The following is a 24522-nucleotide window of genomic DNA, read 5'->3' as shown; positions in this document are numbered from 1 at the left end:
TCATCATACAATGAAATGCACTGATAATGTAGCGTTTTTGCTTTTTTGTCATTTTTTTGGCATGCATTCCGTTTAAAAGGAATATACTTCTCTTTTTAATATACCAATGTAAGGTAGATTGCGATATTTTTCCGCATAGTCCAATCCATAACCTACTACAAATCCATCCGGAACTTCAAATCCGACGATATCTGCTTTTATATCCACTTTCCGGCCGGATGGTTTATCCAGCAAGGTCACAATTTTAATGGAGTTGGCTTTGCGGTATTTGAACAAGTCCACTAAATAACTTAAGGTCAGCCCGCTGTCTATAATATCTTCGATGATGATGACATCCCGGCCTTCCACACTCGTGTTTAAATCTTTCAATATTTTTACCTCTCCTGAAGAAACCGTGGCATTTCCATAACTTGAAACATCCATAAAATCTATTTCAATATATGAATCGAACCTTTTCATCAAATCCGTCATAAATGGGATGGCCCCTTTTAATACACCGACGGCCAATGGAAATTTATCCTTATATTCTTCAGTCAATTGTGCTCCAATTTCTGCAATTCTTTCTTGTATTTGATCTTCTGTAAACAATATTTTTTCGATATCATTATGAATCATGGTGTTCCTCCTAGCGCGAATAACAATTTCAAAACGACAGTTAGAATAATGAAACAAATTCATGTGAATTGCCCTTAAAAAGAATTATAGCCATTTTTAATGAATATTTAAAATAAACCTCATTTATTGTTAAAAACTTTTTGAATAATCATGACCATATCATCGTTCATTCTTTTCGCTTTGGAGAAGCGATGGTTCGCTCGGATCCCTACTACTGCTAGGATTTCATCTTTCGAATCAACTAGGATCGGCCAATCATCTCTTTCGATTAAAGGGATTTTTTCATCAATAAAAAGGCGGGATAAACGTTTTGCCTCATGCATGCCTTTTAAATGTATCCGGTCCCCTTCTTTCCGATTTCGAACTTTAAGAGGAAAAGCGATGCTATCAGAATTGAAATAGTAAGAAGCAGTGGCATTTTGCTGGAAGTTGGCCGTTTCATCGGAGATTTTCCCTATGTATAAACGGAAACCGTTGAAAACGTTCCATTCTCCAATTTCAACTGTCTGAATGCTGTCATCAGCTTTTGATGCCCGATATTTAAAGAAGGTAATAATATCATAACTTCTGTTTGCTATATATTGGTCTGGCAGATGAATCATTGCATTCCCTTCTTGGGATTTGCATAATTCCAGAATTTTACTGCAAATGGAAAAACCTTTGTCATCCGAAAAACGATAAAGATAGTTTAATAGTATTAAAATGATTCTCCTTTGTAAAGCAAGTGGCTCTTTTTGAAGACGTTGAATATGTAATATAAAGCCGTCCCCCGCCTTTTCCACAACAAAAGAAAATCGGCTGAGGGCGAGCTCATTCAAATATTCGTCATCTTGCTGCAAACTTTGGGACAATTGAAACGCATGAACCGCAACTTGAGGGTTCTCTTTTTTCAATAACGGGACAATATGATGGCGGAACCGGTTGCGGGTATAATCGTCCTTCAAATTGCTCGCATCCTCCCGGAAAGTGCCGCCTTGACCCTCCAAATATTTCCTGATTTCTTCCTTTGTCACTGTCAAAAATGGACGGATAATCGTCCCGGCGGCAAATGTCCGTTTGGAAGATATGCCTTTGAAACCTCCGACACTCCCCGATCTTGTCAGTGCCATCAGCATGGTTTCCAACTGATCATCCGCATGATGGGCCGTTACCAGCTTGTTAATTTTGTGTTGTTTCATCATTTCTGCAAAATAGGCATAACGCTCCCTGCGACAGACGGCCTGAGCGTTCCCGCCTTCTTTTTTTAATATCTCCGGAATCGGAATGCTCGTGCTGAAAATAGGGAGATTCTTTTCTTGGCAAAACCGCTCCACAAATAATCGATCTTCATAGGAAACTTCCCCTCTTAACATATGGTCCACATGGGCTACATACAAGTCAATTTCCCATATTTTTTGAAAATGAAGAAAAAAATGGAGAAGACCCATGGAATCAACGCCGCCGGAACAAGCGATGAGAAGACGGTCTCCCGCTTCGACCAGTTGTTCTTCTTCTATAAACTTTTGCACTTTCTTTTCAAATGATAAAGTTGCCATCTTCTCACCCCGTTTTCATGAATTGGCCGGTCTAAATACAGCCCATTTGGGCGCAACGTGAGATACATTATAGATGATGACCGTGCAATCATCCTCTACTTCATATTTACCCTGATAGCTGTCCATGACGTCGTAAAGCAGGGCTTCAATCGGGATTCCTAAACGGATTTTGGATTTGATCAATTCAACAAAAAACTGTTCTTGTTCATCCCAATCATACTTGCTGGAGAATAACCCGTCAGAAACCATTACGACATAATCATCCGCCATCAAGTTAACTTTTTCTGTTTCAATCGAGAATACCGGCATAAAACCTACCGGAGCCGAAGATCCTTCCACTTTTATCAGACGATCTCCGCGCAAAATATACGTGGACATGCTTCCCGCTTTCCAGGACCACAATTCTCCCTTTTGCAAATCCACCAATGCAAAATCAATCGTCGCATACATATCCACTTCTCGATTTAAACTGAGCACATAATGCAACGTATGCATGGCAGTCTCCGGATTCATATTATAGCTTAAACATTCTCTCATCAACCGCACAAGACGTCGGCTTTCCCGCTTCGCTTCACGGCTGTGCCCCATGCCATCCGATAACATGACGGCCACCAGTCCGGGATGAATATGGAAAATGGCATGGGAATCCCCGGAGACTGCGTTGGAATGTTTGGCTTTACTATATATATCATACTGTATTTTGTATCGGACGGCAGAACGAAATCTCACTTGGAAATGTTTAAATGGCTTTTGATGATTGGAGATCCGATCCACTTGAAACGGTTCGGAAAACACTTCGTAAAGAACAGGCAAAATCATTCGTTCGCACAATAAATATAAATCATCTTTATCCTGGGGGTTCACAAAAGAGCAAACGATGACCCGCTCACCCACTGTATTGTTCAACACATCAATTTGAAAACAATCAATATTCGCCCTCTTAAATTCCTGGCCCAATTCCTCTTCGACGGTTTTGAAAGAAAGTGTTTCATTTTTCATATCTTCCATCAGTTTATTTAAGTGATTGCTTAAATCCCTTAACTGCAGCGCAATCATTTTTTTCCCATGATAGAATTGCCCATTCATTTTGTCGTTATACAACTGATAATCAAGTTCTTCCAGCAATTTCGACGATTTTACGCATTTCGCCCTGATCAGCTCTTCCGTTTGCATCTGTTCCGCTTCGCTTAATCTCGATTTTGCATGGAACCATCTCCGTATATTCTCATCCATGCCGATATTATTTTCTCCCCAACACCGCTCATATCGGAAACAACTCATGCAAGTGGCGCACGGCTCTATTTTCCTCATGCCGCTTACATGTTCTGTCGATGTAAAATGGTCAAACACCAATTCTTTCATAAACAAAACAAAACGCTGAAACGTCTCCAATTTTTCCGTTGTATGTTCCGTCAGCCATTGCTGCCGTTTCAAGAGCACTTCATCCCGTTTAGGACGGATGATGTTTTCCAAAAAGCCCAGCATTTTTTGAGGCAGTAATAAAAAGACGACTCCCGCAATCAACATGGAAACAAAGTATACGCTATCAAGGGGCAGTGTCGAATCATAAAAAAAGAAAAAAATGCTCGGAATAAAACTTCCCAGTACAACCCCTGTCCTTCCCAATCCTTTAAAGAGACCGCTCGTTACACCCGTTAAAGAATAGACGGCAATCATGCCTGTAAAAGAAAGTTCCGAAATCCCCACCAATGCCCCGATAATGGTGGATACGCTTGATGCAACGGTTACTCCGCCAGCAATCGCGGCAATCAAAATGGATAAATGCATGACGAATGTAAACAACGAGAAATAAGAGATGGTCAGGGCGTGCATCCCGGTAAGCACAACCGCCAAAATCACCAGTCCCGCTCCTATGCGTTCATAACCCCATGCAGCGGACCAAAATCGGTACGGTTCCACAAAAAACAGTTTCACAAAGATTGTCATGAAAAACGCCAAAATCATTTCATAATAAACATACATTTGGACGATCATAGGAGGGATGCCCATATGCGCCAATCCTTGCCATAAAAACTGCCCAAAAAAGACAGCAAAAGCCACAGCAACAGCTGCGGGCGGCTTCCAATACCGAAAACGCGTCAGCAATTCGTAAATGCCGAGCTGAATTAACAATATGAACCCCTGTCCGAAACTCAAACTAAGGGCGCCCGCGAGTCCGCCAACAAACACAGCCCACTTTTCATTTTCATATCGTTGCCGTACAATTGCCCACAATGGCAATAAAAAAGGGACTGCAGCTTCAAACATGACCGCTCTTGCAAGAAAAAAAGCCAAAAGGAAAAAGAACGAATGAATAAGGACGCTCATCTTTTTGATAGAAAAACGGGCAAACCGATCTGGCCATGACATTTTTTCATTGAGTATTTGAATATTTGACATATTCCATCCCCCTTTAGAGATATTGTTGCGCTCTATTATAAAAAATTGGGGATGTAAAATTTGTCTAGTACTGCTCTAGTTTTAAAAATTTGTTCGACGAATTGCTTAATAACTTAACAAATTATTTTCTTTCGCAAGTTGTGTCGCTTTTCATCAATATTTATTTGATTGCAATAACAGTTTTTTATGACAACATAATATTGTATGGGTATTAAAAACTTTTTAGATATAACTCCTAAAAGCTTTCTCGCCCCACTAAATTGGCGTCAATCTTTGAAGCGCAATGCATTTACGAAACATATGCTCGGCAAAAACAAGTGAAATGGGTACTGATTTTATAAAAAAAAGTCGACTATTGGCAGGAAATAGTCGACTCTTTTTTACGGTTAACCGATGATGTTACCTCTATATTTTGACAATTTATTTACGCTAAACTTCTTCACTTAATAGACAGCAAACTACCCTCTTCTTGCGCCACGTCCACCTCGTTTTGACTCAGTTGCGCGTCTTAATGAAGCAAGACGCTCATCACTATCTCTTAAAAATTTTGCCAATTTTTGTTCAAAGCTTTCTCTCGATTGACGTTCATTTCGTTCATTTGAACGGTGGTCTCGACGTGGTCTTTGAGGACGGTCAGGTCTTTCTGATTGGTCTTTAGCCTTTCTGATGGAAAGTCCAATTTTTCCATCCTCTTCTACATTTAACACTTTTACTTCCACAATATCTCCGACTTTGAGATGATCGTGGATGTCTTTTACGTAGTTATCAGCTACTTCGCTAATGTGGACAAGGCCCGTTCTACCATCTGGCAGCTCAACAAATGCTCCAAAATTTGTAATTCCTGTGACCTTCCCTTGTAATTTGCTGCCTACTTCAATTGACATAAAAAAAATGCTCCTCCTTAAAAATTTAGCGGCTAAAACTAAGCCAGAATTTTTGTTATATATAGATTATATACGAGCAAAAAAAAATGTAACTGCTCTCTTTCATTATAGCCGACAAAAAAAGAGTGTCAACAAGACAACTCTTTTTTCGGCATCTATTTTTTGAATTTTATCATCACTTTTTACAAAAATTTCTTTTTGTCAGAAAAATATTATGAAGGTCCGATAAACATTATTTATCACTATTTTCTTTATGCTTTTCCTCTTCTTCAGCTGATTTTTCATCTTTATCTTTTTTTTCCTGATCCTTTTTTGGAATCGTAAAAATGATTTCTCCTTTATCGGACAAGAAATACTCTTTGCGGGCCAGTTTTGCAATATATTCGTCATCTTCCAGCTTCTTTATTTGCAATTTTAGTTGCTCCTGTTGTTTTTTTACTTCTTCCAGCTCCGCCAGCATCTTCTCTTTTTGCGCTTCTTTTTCCGCCAATCTTTCGTTTTGGTTCAAAATCATGCCCATCAAACAAACCAGGACGACGGATGCGATAATGAAAAATGCTGTCAGCCTTCTTCTCAATCCTATTTTCTTCTTTACCTTTTTTTCCAATTGGCGGTCCGCTGTACGAACGTAATCATTTTCGATTTTACGAACATTCATGGTTTGTTTCCGATGATAGCCATTACCCACATCCGTCACCTCCCGAAAATTCACTATAATGTCATTATACCTTAGTTATGGTTGCTTTTTGAAGATGGCTCTTTTCATGTTTATAAATTTTCTTTGAAAAGGTTTTTGGATGATGGTCCAAAGTTTATAGAACGGCCAAATGAATATCTTGATGATTCGTACAAGCAGACGGATCATTCCCCGGATCATTTTGAAAACAAAGTTGATAAAGGCGATGATCGGCCGAACGATCAACATAATGAACAGCCGGCCAAGAAATCGGAAAAATGGCTGAAATATCGATTCATAAAGAAAGATGCCTAAGATTTGTGATAATGGGTCGACTAAACGCCACTCTCCACCCTTTATGATGAAAATGATATAAAAGCTGGCAACACCTAATAAAGCCCAGACGATGATTTCGAGAATCCAAGATATTTTTCGTAATAATGACTTGGGAGCCAAGGCGCTGATGCAGATTCTTGTTGCGTCAATAACCGCGCCAATAAGGATGCCGCTCGCCGCCATTATTACGATGCTGAAAAATTGTTCGTTGACCGTCATCCAAACAATTTATGGAGAAAGCCTTTAGCCAACCCTGCGTCGTCATCATCGTATTGAAGAGCTTTGACATTGCCTTCCAATGTCAATAACCCTTTGTCCACATCCAAATGGACAATGCGCAATTCTTCCCCCCGAATGAGCAGATGACCTTGGGAAGTCCGTACGTAAAATTCCTCCTGATCGAATCTTTCAATTTCCTTTACTGATGTCATATCCAATCTTTTTCTATTTCTCACAGTCACAAGGTGATCACCGGAAGTGATAGTATAATTGTTTTCCTGATGTAATTGTGTCATAATCCGTTCCTCCTTCTAATGGTTTGTTCTGTTCACTTTATGCGGGAAATAAAAAAAGCATGACAACAAACCCGTGCCATGCTATAAAAAAATATTTTTTCTTCTCTCTTTATCTTCTTCATCATCAATAAATTCTGGTTCGATTTTATCCAGTTTTTCTTCCTTGATGATGGTATACATTTTGCCGGCCTCTTCTTTACGGACATTTTCTTTAATTTCTTCAATCCGGACAGTGACGATTTTTTGTCCAAAACGGATAGTCAGTTCATCGCCGGCATTGACATCGGTAGAAGCTTTTGCCACTTTTCCGTTGATGGTGATTCGTCCTTGATCCGCCACTTCTTTTGCCAATGTGCGGCGTTTAATTAATCGGGATACTTTTAAAAACTTGTCTAGTCGCATAGGCTACTCCTTTTCTAATTGTTTTGCTTCATTCCAAAATTCGTCCAATTGTTCCAATGTAAAATCTTCGAAAGATTTTCCGCTCTTTCTTACCTGTTCTTCGACAAATCTAAACCTTTTTGCAAATTTTTCATTGGCGTGAATCATCGCTTCCTCAGGGGAGATTTTATAAAAACGGGCGATATTGACAAGAGTGAACAATACATCCCCAAACTCATCCAATATAGTGTCATTTGTACCTTTCTCTAATTCATTGCGAAATTCCTGCCATTCCTCTTCAAATTTCTTGATCGCTCCGGCTGCATCAGGCCAGTCAAAGCCGACTGAAGCGGCTTTTTTCTGATAATTATAGGACGTTTGCAATGAGGAACCAGGGCGGTATTCTCCTTTAAGCAGCGATTCCTCCTGTTTGCCCTTCTCTTTCTTTTTAATTTCCTCCCAATTCAATACGACTTCATCGGCATCTTTTACGCTGATGTCGCCAAAAACATGCGGATGGCGGCGAATCATTTTCCCGGAAATACTTTCTAATACTTCCTCCAAATTGAAGTAACCTTCATCTTCTCCGATTTGGGCATGCAAAAACACTTGCAACAAAATATCCCCGAGTTCTTCCACCATGCCAAAATCGTCTTTTTCATCGACCGCTGCAAGAAACTCATGAACTTCTTCGATCAAATATTTTTTTAAGCTTTCATGGGTTTGCTTGCGATCCCACGGGCAGCCGTTCGGGCCGCGCAACGTCGCAATGATCCTTCTGAAAGTCGTCCAATCTTTTAAAGCATCCAAATCGCTTTTTACCGGCGGAACATAAACCGTTGTCAAGTTATTGAGTTCCACCGTCTGATCCAATTCATATAGCGGCACGGTTTGAAGCTGTTCATTGCTGGATCCCGCACCGGTAATAACCGTGACCGGATAATCATCCCTGTATTTTTCCATCAATTTTAATTTTACCTCGGAAGCGCTGAACTGGTCATACACTTGGGCAATCAGCACATGGCAACGCATATTGACATCATGGATGGAGAAACTTGTTCCATCCAACAATTGGAATCCTTCAATGGGATCAATTTTTAACGCGGTGAAAATGGCATCTAAAAAGCTTTGTCCCCCTTCGATGGAAATTTGGACTTTGCCTTGTTTTTCAGCCTCAATCAGCATTTGCACCGTTTGTTCCGCCACTAAAGGATGCCCGGGAACGGCATAGACCACTTGCCCGTCCTTCGCGGCTTCTACCAAATGTTCAACAATTTCCTCGTATACAGGCTGAAAAGCATCATGTTTTTCGTATACTTCATCGAAACTTTCAAATCGCAATCCTTCCTTTTGCAATTCCGCAAGAACAGGGTGATCCATTGTACGAACGAACACTTTTTTTGCTTCTTTCAATTTTTTATACACGCCCATTGGCAATTGTTCATAATCCGACGATCCGAGTCCAACGATTGTAATCTGCATACAACCACCTACTTTCGATTATTTAACCAAAGCTGATAAGCGGCCATCCGGCGTCCCAAAGGGATGAAGAACCATTCTTTTTCCGAAAGCATCCGGGATTTTGCCACAAATGTCAAAAATACAAAAGCTCCTACCGCAATCAAGATCATGCCGAAAACGGCGGCTTCCATTCTGCTGTTGCCAAAGATTCCCCCAAACACGCCGAAACATTGATCGATTATGATGACTGCGATGGCCATGGCAATGCTTGCACCGCTTAATTTTATGTAAAAATCCCAAGGAGCCAATTGGACAAATGTTAATTTTTTTAAATAAACCGCCATTAATATTGCAGCTATAAATAACATCGCCGTACTAGCGACAGCCGATCCTAAAACATTCCAAACGGGAACAAGGACAACATTCCCGATTGCTTTGAAAATGATGGCACCTGTCAAAATAACAAAGGGCACCTTCAATTTTCCCATTCCTTGCAAAATGGCCGTAAATGTCAGAATGATCGAGAGCGGAACAATTTGCAAAACAAAGACTGACAATACCTTCTGCAAGGAATTGGTTTCAAACAACATCTCATTTACATATGGCATGACAATGACGAGGCCAAGCGAAGAGGCTACGCCAAACAAAAGCGCCGTGCGATAAGTCAATTGAATAAAAGGCTTCGCTCCTCTTCCGGTTTTCTTTTTGGACTGAATCGCCACAAGAGGAACAACCGCAATCGACAGCGAGGAAGCAATTACAATCCCTAATTGAACGAGGGGTTGTCCACGGTCATAAATCCCTTTCATTTCCTTGGCCGATTGGGCATCGATTCCGCTTTCCACCATCAATGAATACACAGTAAAGGAATCAATGAGCTGAAAACACAGAAGCAACAAACTGCTCATGCTGATGCTGATGCTTAAAACGGTCACTTCTTTGATGATCGGCCATTTCTTTTCCCGGCCCCTTGCATGTTGAAATAAAGAAAGATTGAATACTTTTCTAAAGTAATGAACCATTAAAAATACTCCTGCCGCTTCTCCGGCCACGGTTCCTAACACAGCCATATTCCCCGCGGAATAAAGGGAACCCGAAACAGCCATCACGAAAAAAGCTCCTGCCAAAATAATGGTCACACGGATCAATTGTTCAAATACTTGGGCTTTCGCAACGGGCGCCATCTCCCCCCGGGACTGGAATGTTCCTTTCATCAGCGCCAAAAACGGCATAAACAACGTCACAAAAGCGCCTGTTCTTAGGAGTGGGGACAACTCTTCATCCCCCATCCAATCCGCCAGTAATTCCGCCCCAAAAAATAAGATTGAAAAAAACATCAACGACAAACCTGACAGATATAAAAATACCGTTCTAGCAATGATGCCTTTTTTTCGGATGGCATCCCGGCCGAGCTCCGCATCTGCCAGCATTTTTGAAATGGCAACGGCAAATCCGCCCGATGTCCATGCAACAAAAAATGATATAAACGGATAAACTTGCTGGTAAATGTAAAAGCCGGCATCTCCCACTAAATTTTGAAAAGGGACCCGATAAATTGCACTCAGCACTTTTACAATAAGAGCCGAGACGGTTAAGAGCAGTGCCCCCTTCATATAGCCTTTCAATCCGATCGAATTTGACATATTTGTTTTCTCTTTCCTTTCTTCACATAAGAAAGTATACCAAAGACTCTTTCAAATAATAAAACAACTTTCCTATTTCCGATAACAAAAAAATAATCCATCTGTTATTCTTCCAATATTTTCTTATTTTTTCAATAACACTAAAAAAAACATCATTTTCCCCTTAAGAGAAAATGATGTTTTTTCATAATGTTTGTTTCCAAATTCTTTCTAATTCTCCATTTGCTTTGCCAAGAAATGAGCCGCCGTTTCCGCTGCTTTTTGCTCCACTTCGCTTAAATAATGGACTTTTGAAAGAAGATACACTGCCCCAATTGTGTCGCCGTTTACCACAATCGGTGCCACGCAATAGGATTTTACTTGTTCGAATTGGCCTGGCACCAACTCAATTGTTGTTTCCTGTTTTTCCAATACAATATTCCGTTGTTTCATAAATTCCTCCGCAAAAGGTGAAAGACGGCGATTTGTGTAATCTTTTTTCGACAATCCTGCCACTGCAATCATTTCATCACGATCGCTGATTAAAGCAGGAGTGCCTATTGTTTCATACAAAGATTCTACATATTCTTTTGCAAACTCGCCTAAATCATTAATAGGTGAATATTTTTTTAGAATAACTTCCCCTTCCCGGTCAGTATAAATTTCCAAAGGATCTCCTTCTCGTATCCGCATGGTTCTGCGGATTTCTTTCGGGATTACAACACGACCTAAATCATCAATTCGACGAACTATTCCTGTTGCTTTCATCTACGCTGCCTCGCTTTCTGAAGTCTTAATTTCACAAATAGTATGCTTAATCTTTAGGCAAAGTATGCAAAAAATACATGCGGAGGATTTTGTGTAAAATGTTTTTATTGCATCGAAAAATTGTAAAATTAATATGCCCCAAAAATTTTAAAAATATAACAATTTAATGAAAAACAAGCAAAATATTGGGGTAAACAAAATGACCCAAATGAGTATTTGGGTCATGTTTACAGTCTTATTTTGCTTCCTGTTCCACTACATTATTCTTCCTTGCTTTATAAATAATTTCAGCCACTTGCTCCAGCACATCCAACGGTTCGTTGTTTCCGCATTTTTTCCCGTCGATGGTGATCGTCAAAATCGGTCCGTCCATGCTAAAACCAACCGCTTTTTCAAACTTCATCGTTTCCGAAACAACGACTGAACCATCGAGATTTCTTGTGCCTTCTTCAGAAAACACAATTGAAATGATTTTCTGCTTTTCTTTTATCGAAACAATGCCGGATTTGCCTGCCCATGCTTTTATCCGCGCTATGCGCAAAAGTCTTTCCGTTTCGGGAGGCATGTCGCCAAACCGATCGTGCAGTTCTTCGACAATTTCATGATAATCTTCCGGGTTTTCCATCGCTTTAATCCGCTTATACATTTGAATTTTTTGATATCCGTCAGGAATATATTTATCAGGGATATATGCATCTACATGCAAAATAATCTCCACTTCTTCCTTCTCTTCGCGTTTTTCGCCTTTTTGTTCGGCAATAGCCTCTTCCAGCAACTGGGTATACAAATCAAATCCCACCGTATCGATAAATCCGTGCTGCTGGGCCCCGAGCAAGTTTCCGGCACCGCGAATGGAAAGGTCGCGCATGGCAATTTTAAAACCTGATCCCAGCTCCGTAAATTCTTTAATCGCCTGAAGACGCTGCTCCGCCACTTCCGTTAATACTTTATCCCGCTGATACATGAAATACGCGTACGCCACCCGGTTCGATCTTCCTACGCGGCCGCGCAATTGATAAAGCTGGGAGAGCCCCATTTTATCTGCATCCTGGACAATCAGCGTATTGACATTCGGCATATCGACGCCGGTTTCAATAATTGTCGTTGTCACAAGCACATCAAATTCACCGTTTAAAAAGTTCAAAATCACGGATTCCAATTGGGATTCAGACATCTTTCCATGGGCATATCCGACGCGGGCCTCCGGTACGAGTGTCTGAATTTCTTCCACTTTTTTCGTCATATCTTCCACGCGGTTATATAAATAAAATGTTTGGCCTCCGCGGGCAATTTCTCTTTCGATGGCTTCCCGCACCAACGCCGGGCTGTACTCCATCACATACGTTTGGACAGGAAACCGGTTTTGCGGAGGTGTTTCAATAACCGAAAGGTCCCGAACGCCGATCATGGACATATGGAGGGTTCTTGGAATCGGTGTGGCCGTCAACGTCAATACATCTACGTTCGTTTTTAATTGTTTGATTTTTTCTTTATGGGCAACACCAAATCGTTGTTCCTCATCGACAATCAATAATCCCAAATCTTTGAAAGCAACATCTTTCGAAAGAAGCCGATGGGTCCCGATGACGATATCCACCGTTCCATCTTTTAATCCCTTTATTGTTTCCGCCTGCTCTTTTCTCGTGCGGAAGCGGCTGAGCAATCCGACATTAATCGCATACCCTTCGAATCTCGCGCAAATGGTTTCGTAATGCTGCTGTGCTAAAATGGTCGTCGGGACAAGGAACGCTACTTGTTTTCCATCCATAATCGCTTTAAAGGCCGCGCGGATGGCCACTTCCGTTTTCCCATATCCTACATCTCCGCAAATAAGCCGGTCCATTGGTCGTTCCCTTTCCATATCCCGCTTTACTTCCATGATGGTCCGAAGCTGGTCTTCCGTTTCTTCATAAGGGAATGCACTTTCAAATTCCCGTTGTTCATCCGTATCCGGAGAAAATGCATATCCCTTTTCCGCTTCCCGTTTTGCATAGAGTTTAATCAGTTCTTCGGCAATATCCTTCACAGCGGAGGAAACTTTCGCCTTCGCTTTTTTCCATTCCGTACCGCCCAGCTTATGGAGCTTTGGTTCTTTCCCTTCCGAAGAAACATATTTTTGGACTAAATCGATTTGATCGACGGGCACAAATAATTTATCATCGCCCCGGTAACGAATATGGAGGTAATCTTTATGGGTTCCGTTTACTTCAAGGGTTTGGATGCCGAGATATTTCCCAATTCCATGATGAACATGGACCACATAGTCTCCCGGTTTGATTTCTGTATAGCTTTTGATTCGTTCCGCATTGGTCATTTTTTGAGGACGGGTTTTTCTGCGTTTCGTTTGCTGCTTGAATAATTCATCATCTGTTACAATGACAATGCGTTGCAATCCCAATTCAAATCCGGAAGTCAGTTGGCCTTCCACCAGGAAAATACCTTCTCCGGAAGGCGGTCCTATAATGGCATCAATCTCGTAATCTTCCAACATATTTTTTATTTTCTCTAAACGTTCTTTCTCTGCCACGATAATCACGGTGAATTTTTCTTGTTTCCAACGCTCAACCTCATTTTTCAGAAGAGACATTTGCCCGTGAAACTGTTGCATCGGCTTGCAAGAAAAACTCATGGTCTGGTCAAAACGGATGCCGGTAAAACTGCGGGTAAACAACATAAAGTGGACTTTCGGCAAATCTAGTTTTGAAAATATTTTTTTGAAAGAGTAAGAAGGTTGAACATCATGGACCATTTTCCCTTCCTCAATCAATGAAATGAACCACTCTTCCTCTTCCCTCTCCCAGGCTTCGCATACCTCTTGAATTCTTCCCAGCTCATCAAATAAAACGATGCCGTCTTTTGAAAAATAATCTCCTAAAAATGCCGGATGGTCATATAATAAAGAACCGTACTTGGTTACATGGTCGGGCAAATTTCCTTGTTTGAGCATTTCTATATCATACTGGATGTTTTCATATAACGCCTCTTTTACTTCCTGTTTTTTTACCTTTTGTATGCTTTTTGCCAGCGCCTTTTCAAGACGTTCAGCCAATTCACTGCGCTGATCCATTGTAAGCAGCAATTCAATGGCCGGAAGAATACGGCATGACTCCAATTTTCTAATGGAGCGTTGATCATCGGCAGAAAATTCGCGAATGGAATCGATTTCCGTATCAAAAAGCTCAATACGAAATGGTGACTCTGCATATGGTGGGTAGATATCCAGTATTCCTCCACGCAATGCAAACTCACCTGGGGTTGTTACCATCTGACTTCTTGTATAACCCATTTCAACTAATTTCGAAAGCCATTGGTCTATATTAATTTCTTGTCCGACATGTGCTTCTAAAACATTTTGTTTCCATTGCCCTACAGGTGTCATCAATTTTCTCATACCTACAACAGGGATGACATAGATTCCGACTTCTTCCCTTGCCATGTGATCAAGTGCGGAAATTCGTCCCGCCCTAAGTTCCGGCGATGTAATGGTCATATCCGCCGCAATAAATTCATCGGCTGGATAATAATGGATGTTTTCTTCCCCTGCAAGAGATGTTAAATCATCTACCAACTTTTGCGCTTGCAACAGGCTGGGGGAAATGATATATAATGGCCGTTTTAACTCTCTGAAAAGTGCATCAATTATAACGGCACGGGCACTGGCGTTCAATCCTGTAATTAATTGCGACTGTACCGCATGGTCTTTCAAATTGTGAATCAGCTTATTTATATGTTTATCTTGAGAGATTAATTGCGAAATTACCCGCATACAGGTACCTCCTTCCGATAAGACGAACTTCCCGTATATGTAATCTATGAATCCATTAGACATGCCGTTCACTACTAAAAATGAAAAATATTGGAAAAGCCTTGGACTTTATCGCCCAAAGCGTACTTTCATTGAATCCATTTATTTAAAGCATAATAATCAGGGAATTGCCGCAACGATTCTTCGCAATGTTCGCAAATGCAATGTATGATTGTTTCTCCCAGTTCGTCCTTTTCAATAAATTCTTCAATTTCTCCAACTTCAAACAAATGAATCTTGCGAATCGTTTCTTCTTCGTTAAAAGGCAAAGAACCTAATTCCGTATTGCAATATCTGCAACGATAACGAACAGCCATACTGGACCTCCTTCAAGCTCGGGTATATTCCAAGTATAGACTGTTCAGTGAACAATTATGCACCTCAATTCATTGATGGAAAGGGGAATTAATTAAATTCGTTCATGACATCAATAAACTTTTTGGATTGCCACAATTCGCAAGCTTGAACCACTTTTTCAACCGCCTGTTCAATCAACGGCTCCTCTTCTTTTGAAAATTTGGAAAGAACATAATCAGGAACTTTCATGCCGGCTGGAGGACGGCCAATCCCAACACGAATGCGTTTAAATTCCTGCGTTCCTAGATGCTGGATGATCGATTTCATCCCATTATGTCCGCCGGCGCTTCCTTTTTGGCGAAGCCGGAGTTTTCCGGTTTCTAAATCCAGATCATCGTAAATAACAACTATATCATCAATATCTATATCGAAGTAATCAACGATCGGCCGGACACATTCGCCGGATAAATTCATGAAAGTCAACGGTTTTAACAACATGACTTTCCCTTCAGGACGATGGGCAATGGCATACATGCCTTTAAATTTCGTTTCTTTTAGCGGCACATTCCACTTCGCGGCTAAAGCATCCACACACATAAACCCGATATTATGACGTGTCCCTTCATACTGCTTTCCGGGATTTCCCAAACCAACAATCAGTTTCATGAAACCATTCCTTTTATTATATCTAATCGTTGCTTATTTTATCACATAATATCAAAGTGTTCCTACTTAAAAGAAATATCTCGGCCCGCAAATTAAACGCAAGAAAGGGTTGTCCAAACATCTTGGACAACCCCGTTTTTTTACGCTTGCGATTCAGGAGCTTCTGTAGCTTTGATATCCTGGTTGTCATTGTCACCTTGGCCTGCATCCCGGGCAGTCGCCGGTGAAGTGACTGTAAAGACGGTTACGTCATCGCCTTCTATAATTTGATAATTCACTCTTTCCCGTATATCGCTTACAAAAAGTGTATCTCCAATACCTAAATTCGAAATATCAATATCGATTTTTTCCGGAATTTCAGCCGGTTTCACTTTGATTTTCAATGTATCCAAAATTTGCGTCAATACTCCGCCTTCTTTTACGCCGACGGATTCTCCAACCGCATGGATTGGCACTTCAACTTCCACTTCTTCTTCCATGTTTACAGATAAGAAATCAATGTGCAATACTTTTCCGTTTAATCGGTCTCTTTGCACTTCCTGAATAAGTGCCTTTACTTTTTTTCCTTCCACATCTAAATCGAAAACACCCGTTCTTCCTCTTTTTTGGACTTCTTTCGCCACTTCCTTATAATCGACTGCGATTGGAGTGTTTTCGATATTGTAGCCGTAAATAACGGCAGGTACTTTTCCTCCTTTTCTAAGTTGGGACAACTCTGAACGCACACCAGTTTTACGTTTTGTCGCTTGTAATACTGTGCTCATAATTTCAACCCCTCCTATAGAAAATTGCGGACTATACCCACTTTTAATTATAGTCCACTTTTTGAAAGTTTCCATTCATTGCACAATTTTTTAGAAAAGCTCTTATACTTCATCATTCTTTCCAAAATAAAAAAAATGTAGACAAATTCGTCCCGGAATTTGTCTACATTTTGGTTTTTAATCAAATAAAGTGCTTACGGATTTGTTTTCATAGATGCGGGAAATCGCTTCCGCCATTAATGGAGCTACCGATAATTGAGTAATTTTTGAAATCATTTTTTCCTCAGGCAGCTTGATTGTATTTGTAACGACCAATTCTCTAATGACGGAATTTTGAATCCGTTCAATCGCCGGACCTGACAGCACCGGATGCGTGCAGCATGCATAGACTTCCTTCGCGCCGTTTTCAATCAATGCGCTTGCACCGATTGTGATGGTGCCTGCTGTGTCAATGATATCATCAATTAAGATACAGATTTTCCCTTCCACATTTCCCACGATATTCATGACTTCCGCAACGTTAGGTCTTGGCCGGCGCTTATCGATAATGGCAATCGGCGCTTTCAAGCGTTCAGCCATTTTGCGGGCTCTCGTTACTCCACCATGGTCCGGAGAAACGATAACTACCTCATCTTCAGAGAAGTTTTTGGATTTAAAATAATCAGAGAGCAACGGAACCGCCATTAAATGGTCAATCAATATATCAAAGAATCCTTGAATTTGTGGAGCATGTAAATCAATTACGATTACCCGTGTCGCACCGGCAGTTTCCAATAAGTTTGCCACTAATTTGGCAGTAATCGGTTCCCGCGCTTTTGCTTTCCGATCTTGTCGGGCATAACCATAATACGGCATCACAACATTGATTGTGCGGGCAGATGCCCGTTTTACGGCATCAATCATGATTAACAATTCCATTAAATGTTCATTTACGGGATGGGAAGTTGATTGGACAATGAACACGTCGCAACCGCGGATACTTTCTTCAATATTAATTTGAATTTCCCCATCACTGAAGTGTTTAACGGAACATTTCCCCAATTCTACACCCATTAATTCCGCAATTTCTTGTGCTAATGGATAATTGGAATTCAAAGAAAATATTTTCAACTTTGTGTCAGCATATGAATACGGCATGATGGCCTCCTAATTACTTTAATTTTTTTGCATAATCGATTTTATTGGTTTGTCTTGCGCGGGCGATTGCCAAGGAATCTTGCGGCACTTCCTCCGTAATCGTAGATCCGGCTGCAATGAACGATCCTGTCCTCAATGTGACAGGAGCCACTAAATTGGAATTGCATCCGACAAATACATTATCTTCAATAATCGTTTTGTATTTATTTTTGCCGTCGTAGTTAACGGTAATGGAACCACAACCTATATTAACATTTTTCCCGACCTCAGCGTCACCTATATAACTTAAATGAGAAACTTTTGTTTCATCTCCAAGTGTGCTTTTCTTCACTTCGACAAAGTTTCCGATTTTTACACGGTTTCCTATTTCCGCTTCCGGTCTTAGATGAGCAAATGGACCGACAGAAGTATCTTCTCCAATAACGCTTTGCTGCACTACGGAATGTTTCACTACGGACCGGTTGCCAATCTTGCTATTGGAAATTTGGCTATTAGGGCCGATAATGCAATCTTCACCAATCACCGATTTCCCTTCAATCACAACGCCCGGATAAATAATTGTATCCCGGCCAATTTCCGCATCGATACTAATATGCGTCATTGAAGGATTAATTATCGTTACCCCGTTCGCCATATGTTTTTTGTTGATGCGTTCCCGCATGATTTCTTCCGCGCGGGACAGGGCTATTCGGTCGTTGACTCCAAGGGTTTCGTTGAAATCCTCGCAAGTATATGCCGCAACCGTTTCGCCTTTTTGTTTTAAAATTTCAATAACATCTGGCAAATAATATTCGCCTTGTGCATTATTATTATTCACCGATTTCAGCGCCTCAAATAATGCTTTATTGTCAAAGCAATATGTTCCAGTATTAATTTCTTTTATCAAACGCTGATCCGGCGTTGCATCTTTATGTTCCACGACTTGCGCTACTTGGCCTTGTTCATCCCGGATGACGCGGCCATACCCTGTCGGATCTTCGGCAATAGCTGTAAGAATTGTCGCTTTTGCCTTCTGTGCGATATGGTGGTCAAGAAGCGCTTTCATTGTTTCTGCCTGGATTAAAGGCGTATCTCCGCAAATCACCAATGTAGTTCCTTCCAAACTGCCTAATATCGATTCAGCCTGCATGACAGCATGGGCTGTTCCAAGTTGCTCGGATTGAAGTACATATTCACTCTTTTCGCCAAGCTGTTCTTTTACTTTCTCGGCTCCGTGACCAACAATTGTTACAATACGGTTTACATTTAATGCAGATATATTGTCAACAACGTGTTCAACCATCGGCTTTCCACAAACCGGATGTAACACTTTGTATAATTTGGACTTCATGCGAGTACCTTGACCGGCAGCCAACACAATCGCATAAATATTCGTCATTCAAAGTCCCCCAATTTCAGCTCATGTTCTCTTATGACTATATAGTAATTTGGGACGATTTTCAAGGCATTGTAAAATGGTCTTGGCGTCTCTTCCTCTCTATTATATTTTTTTCATTTCTGTTTTCATATTATTTTTTTTATGAACATTTATGAAAAACGTTCAGTTTTGCAAAAAATCCGTTTATAAAAAAAGTGTCCCAAAAGTAAAATCATTTACTCTTGGGACACTGTTTTATGCATTTGCTTCTTCTAATTGGGATTCATTTTGGGCTTTTTCCTCTTCACCGGCAGCGTGATAAGCAGCCAACACAACTTCTTGGATTTTATTGCGTGTTTTTGAATTAATTGGGTGTGCAATATCACGGAATTCCCCATCCGGTGTTTTTTTGCTTGGCATAGCCACAAAGAGCCCGTTATTTCCATCAATCACCCGAATATCATGTACCACAAATTCATCATCCAGTGTGATGGATGCAATGGCCCGCATGCGTCCATCTGTCTGCACGCGTCGAAGTCTTACGTCAGTCACTTCCATGATTTCACTCCTCTCTTCCTCTAGGATGCCTTTAAAGCTATTCAATTCTACAAAACTAAAAAATCTCCTTCTTACTTACGAAAAAAATTTAGAATATTTTTAAGTGTTTTATATTTTTGTAAATAGAGGTTTTTGGTTCATGACGTTTTGACAAAAAAATGAAGCGATGAATCCTTTTTGGAATTCATCGCTTCTCTTATCGTTTATTCAAAGGCAGCAATTACTTCGATTTCTACTTTTACATCTTTTGGAAGTCTCGCTACTTCAACTGCAGATCGAGCAGGTTTATGATCGCCAAAATTTGCCTCATAGGCTTCATTCATTTTTGCAAAATCGTTCATATCACTTAAGAATACAGTTGTTTTTACAACATGATTCAACGTTAAACCGGCTTCTGCAAGGACCGCTTTTAAGTTTTTGAACACCTGGTTTGTTTGTGCGACGATGTCTCCTTCCACCAATTCCCCTTCAGGAGTCAAAGGAATTTGCCCTGAACTAAAGAAAAATCCGTTGGCAATAATTCCTTGGGAATAAGGACCGATTGCTTGTGGGGCATTTTTTGTAGATACTGCTTTCATGATCATCTCTCCTTTGAAAAAATATTTCCTTCGCTTAATTGAATGGTTCTCTCTTTTTCATTCACGGAATGAAGTTTTACCAACGAATAGTAATCATCCACAAGGGTTTCACCCGCATGTTCTGCCTCAACAAGGACTGCAATTCCTCCCAAAGTGCAATCAAATTCCTCCAACAGGCTTTTCATGCCGTTCATTGTTCCTCCAACTTTCATAAAATCATCGGTAAGCAAAACCCGTTGGCCGCTTTTCATGCTACGCTTTGATAATACCATTGTTTGGATTCTTCTGGAAGAACCTGATACATAGTTGATGCTCACGGTTGAGCCTTCTGTCACCTTGCTGTCCCTGCGAACAACAACAACCGGCACGTTTAAATGTCGGGCGATGGCGTGGGCAATGGAAATCCCCTTCGTTGCAACCGTCATGATTGCATCAATTTGTTGATCTTTAAAAACGCTGGCAAAAACTTTCCCTACCCGGTTCATCAATTCCGGATTTCCCAATAAATCCGTCATGAATAAATATCCTCCAGGCAGAAGACGATCCGACTTGCTCAATTCGGAAATTAATATTTGAATGATTTCCCGGGTTTCTTCATCCGATACGGTGGGAATATACTTGACGCCCCCACTCGCTCCGGGAACTGTCACTAATTCCCCGATTCCTCTCGTTTCAAATGTTCCTTTGATAATGGCCAGATCTTCACTGATTGAGGATTTTGCGGCATTATACAATTCGGCAAAATATGTGAGTGGAATTAATTGATGGGGATGTTCCAGCAAATAATGTGTCATATCAACCAAGCGCTCGCTACGCTTCCATTTCATGCGACCCTCTCCTAATAAAATACGAATATTTTATAGAAAAAGTATCATAAATGTACGGGTTTAGGCAAGTGAATTCCTCTTGCCCAACATGCGCACCGCATAAACTTCATCGCAAAAACCTTTTAATCCATTGTATACCCGATGAATTCTGTATTCGTTTTTCACCAGCCCGTATACAGTTGGACCGCTTCCGCTCATCAATGCAGCATCTACACCAAAACGGAGCATTTGCTGTTTGATGAAAGCCACTTCCGGATGCAAAGAGCATGTAACCGGTTCGAGAACATTCCCGAGAGATCTGCACATCAAAGCATAATCATTGTTTTCCAAAGCCTGAATCATCTGCTTTGTGTTCGGATGTTGCATATTTTCCAAATTTAAGTTTGCGTAAATTTTGGCTGTTGAAACACCGATTTTCGGCTTTGCAAGAATGACCCAGCAGGACGGTGGAGCAGGCAAAGCCTTTATTTTTTCACCCCTGCCCGTTGCCAAAGCAGTACCCCCATAGACACAGAATGGGACGTCCGAGCCGATCTTTGCTCCCAACTCTGCCAAAGCATCAATGGATATATTTAAATTCCATAGTTTGTTTAAACCTCTCAATGTCGCGGCAGCATCACTGCTTCCTCCGGCCAGCCCGGCAGCAACGGGAATTTCTTTATGGATTGTAATCGTCGCCCCTTCATCGACCTGATATGTATTTTTCAACAGCATCGCGGCTTGATAAGCCAGATTTCGTTCATCTTCCGGAACAATGCCGCTTGAAGAATACACTAAGATTTTCCCGTCACTTCTTAAATCAAGCTCGATCCGGTCAGCCAAATCAATCGTCGTCATCACCATTTCCACTTCGTGATATTGATCTGGACGTTTAAAAAGTACATCCAGGGTTAAATTAATTTTGGCAGGAGCTTTTACATAAAGCATTTTAATCCTCCTAACAGACTATCTGCGGTAAATTTCTTCCGTATATTGTACCATAATGAAGCTATCACCATAGATGTTAAATCTTAAACATGAAATATTCAGTAATTTCTTTATATAAAAATGCCAATAGCTCATTATCAGAGCTATTGGCAATCATGTCAACCCTACTTATTGATTGTTTTGGTTCTGCTGCGCCAGACTTTGTTCAGCCATTTCGATAGCCCGCTTCACCATATTGCCTGCGTCTCGGGCTCTAATTCCTCCCCAACCTTCCCGTTGGACGACATCATAAAACCCGAGCTCTTTTGCAATTTCCTCTTTTAGACGATTCGACATGATTCCGCCTCTTCGTGCCATAGAAATTTGCCTCCTTCAAATAAGTAGGTTGACAGTCGTAGTATGTGCAAGTTCCAAAAAAAATTGTAGACAAAGCCGATGAAAAAATCGGCTTTGTCTACAATTTACAACAGGTCAGAACTTATTTGACTGCGAGTGCTTCGTTATTGTCATCCAAAAAAGTGATTTCCACAGCTTCCGTTAAAATATCTGTGTAGCTATAGGAGACACGTTTGCAAGCATTTTCTTTCTGGTCCAGTTCGACAACAAATACCGCATTGTAGGTTTCGCTCAAAATTCCATTGCACTCAACTGTTTTTTTGCGTCCTCCGTTTGCTTTTAAACGCAAAGGCTTCCCGATGTGTTCATCCATCGTTTTTTTTATCTCTGCTAATGTTTTTGGCATTTCCGCATTCACCTCACTATTTATCATTATAGCGCAGAAATGCCATTCTGTCAATAAATTATAATATTTTAACAGCAGACAAATATCGTTGTCAACTTATTTTTCTTCAAAAAAAGTAAGTTTTTATTATCATATTCGGAAAATTTAGTGAAAATGTGGAAAAAGACTGTTCGATAATTTCCCGAATTCTTCAATCGTCAACGTTTCGCCTCTGCGGGACGGGTCGATTCCGCATGCCGACAAGGCATCCAAAATTTGTTGTTTTTTCTCTTTTCCTTTTGGAAGCCCTGATTGCAAATTGTTGAATATGGTTTTTCTTCGTTGGCCAAAAGCCGCTCTCGTCACCGTAAACAAAAAGTCTTCATCAGCCACTTGAATTGGAGGAGACTCCCTCTTTATTAACCGAACGACCGAAGAATCCACATTCGGCTGCGGCATAAATACCGTCTTCGGCACAGTCATGACCACTTCCGCAGTCGTATAATATTGCACGGCAATGGACAATGATCCGTAATCTTTTGTGCCAGGTTCCGCAGTAATGCGGTCAGCCACCTCTTTTTGCATCATGACGACAAAACCGCGCACCGGCAGTCTGTCATGCAATAACTTCATCAAAATCGGCGTTGTGACATAATAAGGAAGATTGGCGACTACCATAATATCCTCGATTCCTTGCATTTCCTCTTCGATGACTTTTGCCACATCCGACTTTAAAATATCTTTATGGATAATTTTTACATTCGAGTAAGGGCTCAATGTATCTTCCAAGACAGGAATAAGCCGTCCGTCGATTTCAAATGCGACAACCTTTTTACAATTTCTCGCCAAATGCTCCGTCAAAGCGCCGATGCCCGGACCAATTTCTATTGCACCGCTTTTTTCGGTCAAGTTTGCGTAACGCACGATATTCCGCAGAATATTTGAATCAATAATAAAATTTTGCCCCAAACTTTTTTTGAAAGAAAAACCGTATTTCCTTAAAATTTCTTTCGTACGTATTGGCGTAGCTATATCTTTATTCATTTTGTTCCTCCTGATCAATTTGCGCTACTGCTTGTATAAATTGTTCATAGGAAATTTGAAACATCATCAGGCGCTTATGGAGCTGTTTGCCGTTCGTCATCCCAATATTCAATATTTCCCCTAACCGGATGCGGCGATTTTTTGCCGATGGATGCCCAATGAGCCGCGCATCCATTAAATCACCCATCGTAATTTCTTCTTTCGCCGGTTTCTCTCTCAAAGGCGTATAGACGTTTTTCAGGGCTTCCCGCAAATCTTCATCACTCGCATGTTCAATGCCGACGCCTTTTCCGTTTTCGGCAATACACTTTTCTTTTGGCAAAAAGGCATGTTTCACTCCAGGAATATGTTCCTCGATAATCGCCCGGATGCGTCTTCCGGGATAATCGGGATCTGTAAATACAATGACACCGCGCTTTTCTTGGGCATGCTGGATGCGGCGCAGCGTTTCTTCGGAAATGGCAGAACCGTTCGTTTCAATTGTATCCGCATTGACCGCCCTCTTTATGGCAATCGTGTCATCCTTACCTTCCACCACGATGATTTCTTTTATTTCCAAGGCAGTACCTCTCTTCTTACTTTTTATCTTGGACAATTGTACAAAACATCAACTTTTTGCACAAGAAATGTCTGCTTATATTTTTCTCA

The 24522-nt window shown here is 40.9% G+C and carries 25 protein-coding genes; all 25 read right to left on the bottom strand.

Features of this window, described 5'->3' with window-relative positions:
• Positions 1–72 precede the first annotated feature (72 nt).
• The 25 genes from hpt to rnmV all read right to left on the bottom strand — a co-directional run bounded on the left by hpt (position 73) and on the right by rnmV (position 24433).
• The gene (gene hpt / locus NST62_RS14340) at positions 73–615 is read right to left on the bottom strand and encodes a hypoxanthine phosphoribosyltransferase (protein WP_141603017.1); all 543 of its coding nucleotides are present in this window, start codon (positions 613–615) and stop codon (positions 73–75) included.
• A gap of 119 nt (positions 616–734) precedes the next feature.
• Positions 735–2150 (bottom strand): tRNA lysidine(34) synthetase TilS, encoded by a 1416-nt coding sequence (gene tilS / locus NST62_RS14335; protein WP_141603018.1) that lies wholly within the window; start codon positions 2148–2150, stop codon positions 735–737.
• A 15-nt stretch (positions 2151–2165) separates the two neighbouring features.
• Entirely contained in the window at positions 2166–4550 is a 2385-nt protein-coding gene (locus NST62_RS14330) for a SpoIIE family protein phosphatase (RefSeq protein WP_342462999.1), read from the bottom strand.
• Between the two features lie 458 nt (positions 4551–5008).
• Positions 5009–5434, bottom strand: coding sequence for a S1 domain-containing RNA-binding protein (locus NST62_RS14325; RefSeq protein ID WP_141603020.1), 426 nt, complete (start codon positions 5432–5434; stop codon positions 5009–5011).
• Between the two features lie 232 nt (positions 5435–5666).
• Positions 5667–6122 (bottom strand): septum formation initiator family protein, encoded by a 456-nt coding sequence (locus NST62_RS14320; RefSeq protein WP_246045888.1) that lies wholly within the window; start codon positions 6120–6122, stop codon positions 5667–5669.
• Positions 6123–6167: 45 nt separating this feature from the next.
• Positions 6168–6665, bottom strand: coding sequence for a spore cortex biosynthesis protein YabQ (gene yabQ, locus NST62_RS14315; protein ID WP_141603021.1), 498 nt, complete (start codon positions 6663–6665; stop codon positions 6168–6170).
• A complete protein-coding gene (gene yabP / locus NST62_RS14310) occupies positions 6662–6961 on the bottom strand; it encodes a sporulation protein YabP (RefSeq protein ID WP_141603022.1) in 300 nt (99 codons plus the stop codon). The genes yabQ and yabP overlap by 4 nt, the downstream gene beginning before the upstream one ends.
• 81 nt (positions 6962–7042) lie before the next feature.
• Complete coding sequence (locus NST62_RS14305) at positions 7043–7363, bottom strand: RNA-binding S4 domain-containing protein (protein ID WP_141603023.1); 321 nt, start codon at positions 7361–7363, stop codon at positions 7043–7045.
• 3 nt (positions 7364–7366) lie between these two features.
• Positions 7367–8824 carry a nucleoside triphosphate pyrophosphohydrolase gene (gene mazG / locus NST62_RS14300; protein WP_342462998.1) on the bottom strand — a complete coding sequence of 486 codons (1458 nt, stop codon included), beginning with the start codon at positions 8822–8824 and terminating at the stop codon, positions 7367–7369.
• A gap of 8 nt (positions 8825–8832) precedes the next feature.
• Positions 8833–10446, bottom strand: coding sequence for a polysaccharide biosynthesis protein (locus tag NST62_RS14295; RefSeq protein ID WP_141603025.1), 1614 nt, complete (start codon positions 10444–10446; stop codon positions 8833–8835).
• 210 nt (positions 10447–10656) lie between these two features.
• Entirely contained in the window at positions 10657–11193 is a 537-nt protein-coding gene (gene spoVT, locus NST62_RS14290; RefSeq protein ID WP_141603026.1) for a stage V sporulation protein T, read from the bottom strand.
• 235 nt (positions 11194–11428) lie between these two features.
• Positions 11429–14959, bottom strand: coding sequence for a transcription-repair coupling factor (mfd, locus tag NST62_RS14285; protein WP_342462997.1), 3531 nt, complete (start codon positions 14957–14959; stop codon positions 11429–11431).
• Positions 14960–15087: 128 nt separating this feature from the next.
• Positions 15088–15315 carry an anti-sigma-F factor Fin gene (locus tag NST62_RS14280; RefSeq protein ID WP_141603028.1) on the bottom strand — a complete coding sequence of 76 codons (228 nt, stop codon included), beginning with the start codon at positions 15313–15315 and terminating at the stop codon, positions 15088–15090.
• An 88-nt stretch (positions 15316–15403) separates the two neighbouring features.
• Complete coding sequence (gene pth / locus NST62_RS14275) at positions 15404–15961, bottom strand: aminoacyl-tRNA hydrolase (protein WP_141603029.1); 558 nt, start codon at positions 15959–15961, stop codon at positions 15404–15406.
• A gap of 140 nt (positions 15962–16101) precedes the next feature.
• Positions 16102–16725: a 50S ribosomal protein L25/general stress protein Ctc gene (locus NST62_RS14270; protein WP_141603030.1), complete on the bottom strand. Its 624-nt coding sequence runs from the start codon at positions 16723–16725 to the stop codon at positions 16102–16104.
• 177 nt (positions 16726–16902) lie between these two features.
• Complete coding sequence (locus tag NST62_RS14265; RefSeq protein WP_141603031.1) at positions 16903–17862, bottom strand: ribose-phosphate diphosphokinase; 960 nt, start codon at positions 17860–17862, stop codon at positions 16903–16905.
• Between the two features lie 13 nt (positions 17863–17875).
• Positions 17876–19240 (bottom strand): bifunctional UDP-N-acetylglucosamine diphosphorylase/glucosamine-1-phosphate N-acetyltransferase GlmU, encoded by a 1365-nt coding sequence (glmU, locus tag NST62_RS14260; protein WP_141603032.1) that lies wholly within the window; start codon positions 19238–19240, stop codon positions 17876–17878.
• Positions 19241–19474: 234 nt separating this feature from the next.
• A complete protein-coding gene (gene spoVG, locus NST62_RS14255) occupies positions 19475–19777 on the bottom strand; it encodes a septation regulator SpoVG (RefSeq protein WP_141603033.1) in 303 nt (100 codons plus the stop codon).
• A gap of 203 nt (positions 19778–19980) precedes the next feature.
• Positions 19981–20355, bottom strand: a complete 375-nt coding sequence (locus tag NST62_RS14250) for a RidA family protein (RefSeq protein ID WP_141603034.1) — start codon at positions 20353–20355, stop codon at positions 19981–19983.
• Between the two features lie 2 nt (positions 20356–20357).
• A complete protein-coding gene (gene purR / locus NST62_RS14245; protein WP_141603035.1) occupies positions 20358–21182 on the bottom strand; it encodes a pur operon repressor in 825 nt (274 codons plus the stop codon).
• A 60-nt stretch (positions 21183–21242) separates the two neighbouring features.
• Positions 21243–22109: a 4-(cytidine 5'-diphospho)-2-C-methyl-D-erythritol kinase gene (gene ispE, locus NST62_RS14240; protein WP_141603036.1), complete on the bottom strand. Its 867-nt coding sequence runs from the start codon at positions 22107–22109 to the stop codon at positions 21243–21245.
• Between the two features lie 168 nt (positions 22110–22277).
• Entirely contained in the window at positions 22278–22466 is a 189-nt protein-coding gene (locus NST62_RS14235) for a small, acid-soluble spore protein, alpha/beta type (RefSeq protein ID WP_141603037.1), read from the bottom strand.
• Between the two features lie 121 nt (positions 22467–22587).
• On the bottom strand, positions 22588–22851 hold the full coding sequence (locus tag NST62_RS14230; protein WP_141603038.1) for a Veg family protein: 264 nt from the start codon (positions 22849–22851) through the stop codon (positions 22588–22590).
• 144 nt (positions 22852–22995) lie between these two features.
• A complete protein-coding gene (rsmA, locus tag NST62_RS14225; protein WP_141603039.1) occupies positions 22996–23874 on the bottom strand; it encodes a 16S rRNA (adenine(1518)-N(6)/adenine(1519)-N(6))-dimethyltransferase RsmA in 879 nt (292 codons plus the stop codon).
• A complete protein-coding gene (gene rnmV / locus NST62_RS14220) occupies positions 23867–24433 on the bottom strand; it encodes a ribonuclease M5 (RefSeq protein ID WP_141603040.1) in 567 nt (188 codons plus the stop codon). Before rnmV ends, rsmA begins: the two co-directional genes overlap by 8 nt.
• Positions 24434–24522 lie beyond the last annotated feature (89 nt).

The sequence above is a fragment of the Ureibacillus sp. FSL K6-8385 genome (assembly GCF_038593155.1).
In the GTDB taxonomy this organism is placed as follows: Bacteria; Bacillota; Bacilli; order Bacillales_A; family Planococcaceae; genus Ureibacillus; species Ureibacillus terrenus.
This window is presented reverse-complemented; position numbering and strand designations above follow the sequence as displayed.

Coding starts and splice junctions, on each gene's coding strand:
- rsmA (WP_141603039.1), bottom strand. CDS start 23,874: ATGAATAAAGATATAGCTACGCCAATACGTACGAAAGAAATTTTAAGG.
- NST62_RS14280 (WP_141603028.1), bottom strand. CDS start 15,315: ATGGCTGTTCGTTATCGTTGCAGATATTGCAATACGGAATTAGGTTCT.
- NST62_RS14230 (WP_141603038.1), bottom strand. CDS start 22,851: ATGCCAAAAACATTAGCAGAGATAAAAAAAACGATGGATGAACACATC.
- hpt (WP_141603017.1), bottom strand. CDS start 615: ATGATTCATAATGATATCGAAAAAATATTGTTTACAGAAGATCAAATA.
- mfd (WP_342462997.1), bottom strand. CDS start 14,959: ATGCGGGTAATTTCGCAATTAATCTCTCAAGATAAACATATAAATAAG.
- NST62_RS14265 (WP_141603031.1), bottom strand. CDS start 17,862: ATGCCGTATTCATATGCTGACACAAAGTTGAAAATATTTTCTTTGAAT.
- purR (WP_141603035.1), bottom strand. CDS start 21,182: ATGAAATGGAAGCGTAGCGAGCGCTTGGTTGATATGACACATTATTTG.
- yabQ (WP_141603021.1), bottom strand. CDS start 6,665: ATGACGGTCAACGAACAATTTTTCAGCATCGTAATAATGGCGGCGAGC.
- glmU (WP_141603032.1), bottom strand. CDS start 19,240: ATGACGAATATTTATGCGATTGTGTTGGCTGCCGGTCAAGGTACTCGC.
- pth (WP_141603029.1), bottom strand. CDS start 15,961: ATGAAACTGATTGTTGGTTTGGGAAATCCCGGAAAGCAGTATGAAGGG.
- yabP (WP_141603022.1), bottom strand. CDS start 6,961: ATGACACAATTACATCAGGAAAACAATTATACTATCACTTCCGGTGAT.
- spoVG (WP_141603033.1), bottom strand. CDS start 19,777: ATGGAAGTGACTGACGTAAGACTTCGACGCGTGCAGACAGATGGACGC.
- ispE (WP_141603036.1), bottom strand. CDS start 22,109: ATGCTTTATGTAAAAGCTCCTGCCAAAATTAATTTAACCCTGGATGTA.
- mazG (WP_342462998.1), bottom strand. CDS start 8,824: ATGCAGATTACAATCGTTGGACTCGGATCGTCGGATTATGAACAATTG.
- NST62_RS14305 (WP_141603023.1), bottom strand. CDS start 7,363: ATGCGACTAGACAAGTTTTTAAAAGTATCCCGATTAATTAAACGCCGC.
- NST62_RS14250 (WP_141603034.1), bottom strand. CDS start 20,355: ATGAAAGCAGTATCTACAAAAAATGCCCCACAAGCAATCGGTCCTTAT.
- NST62_RS14325 (WP_141603020.1), bottom strand. CDS start 5,434: ATGTCAATTGAAGTAGGCAGCAAATTACAAGGGAAGGTCACAGGAATT.
- tilS (WP_141603018.1), bottom strand. CDS start 2,150: ATGGCAACTTTATCATTTGAAAAGAAAGTGCAAAAGTTTATAGAAGAA.
- NST62_RS14330 (WP_342462999.1), bottom strand. CDS start 4,550: ATGTCAAATATTCAAATACTCAATGAAAAAATGTCATGGCCAGATCGG.
- NST62_RS14235 (WP_141603037.1), bottom strand. CDS start 22,466: ATGGCACGAAGAGGCGGAATCATGTCGAATCGTCTAAAAGAGGAAATT.
- NST62_RS14270 (WP_141603030.1), bottom strand. CDS start 16,725: ATGAGCACAGTATTACAAGCGACAAAACGTAAAACTGGTGTGCGTTCA.
- NST62_RS14295 (WP_141603025.1), bottom strand. CDS start 10,446: ATGTCAAATTCGATCGGATTGAAAGGCTATATGAAGGGGGCACTGCTC.
- spoVT (WP_141603026.1), bottom strand. CDS start 11,193: ATGAAAGCAACAGGAATAGTTCGTCGAATTGATGATTTAGGTCGTGTT.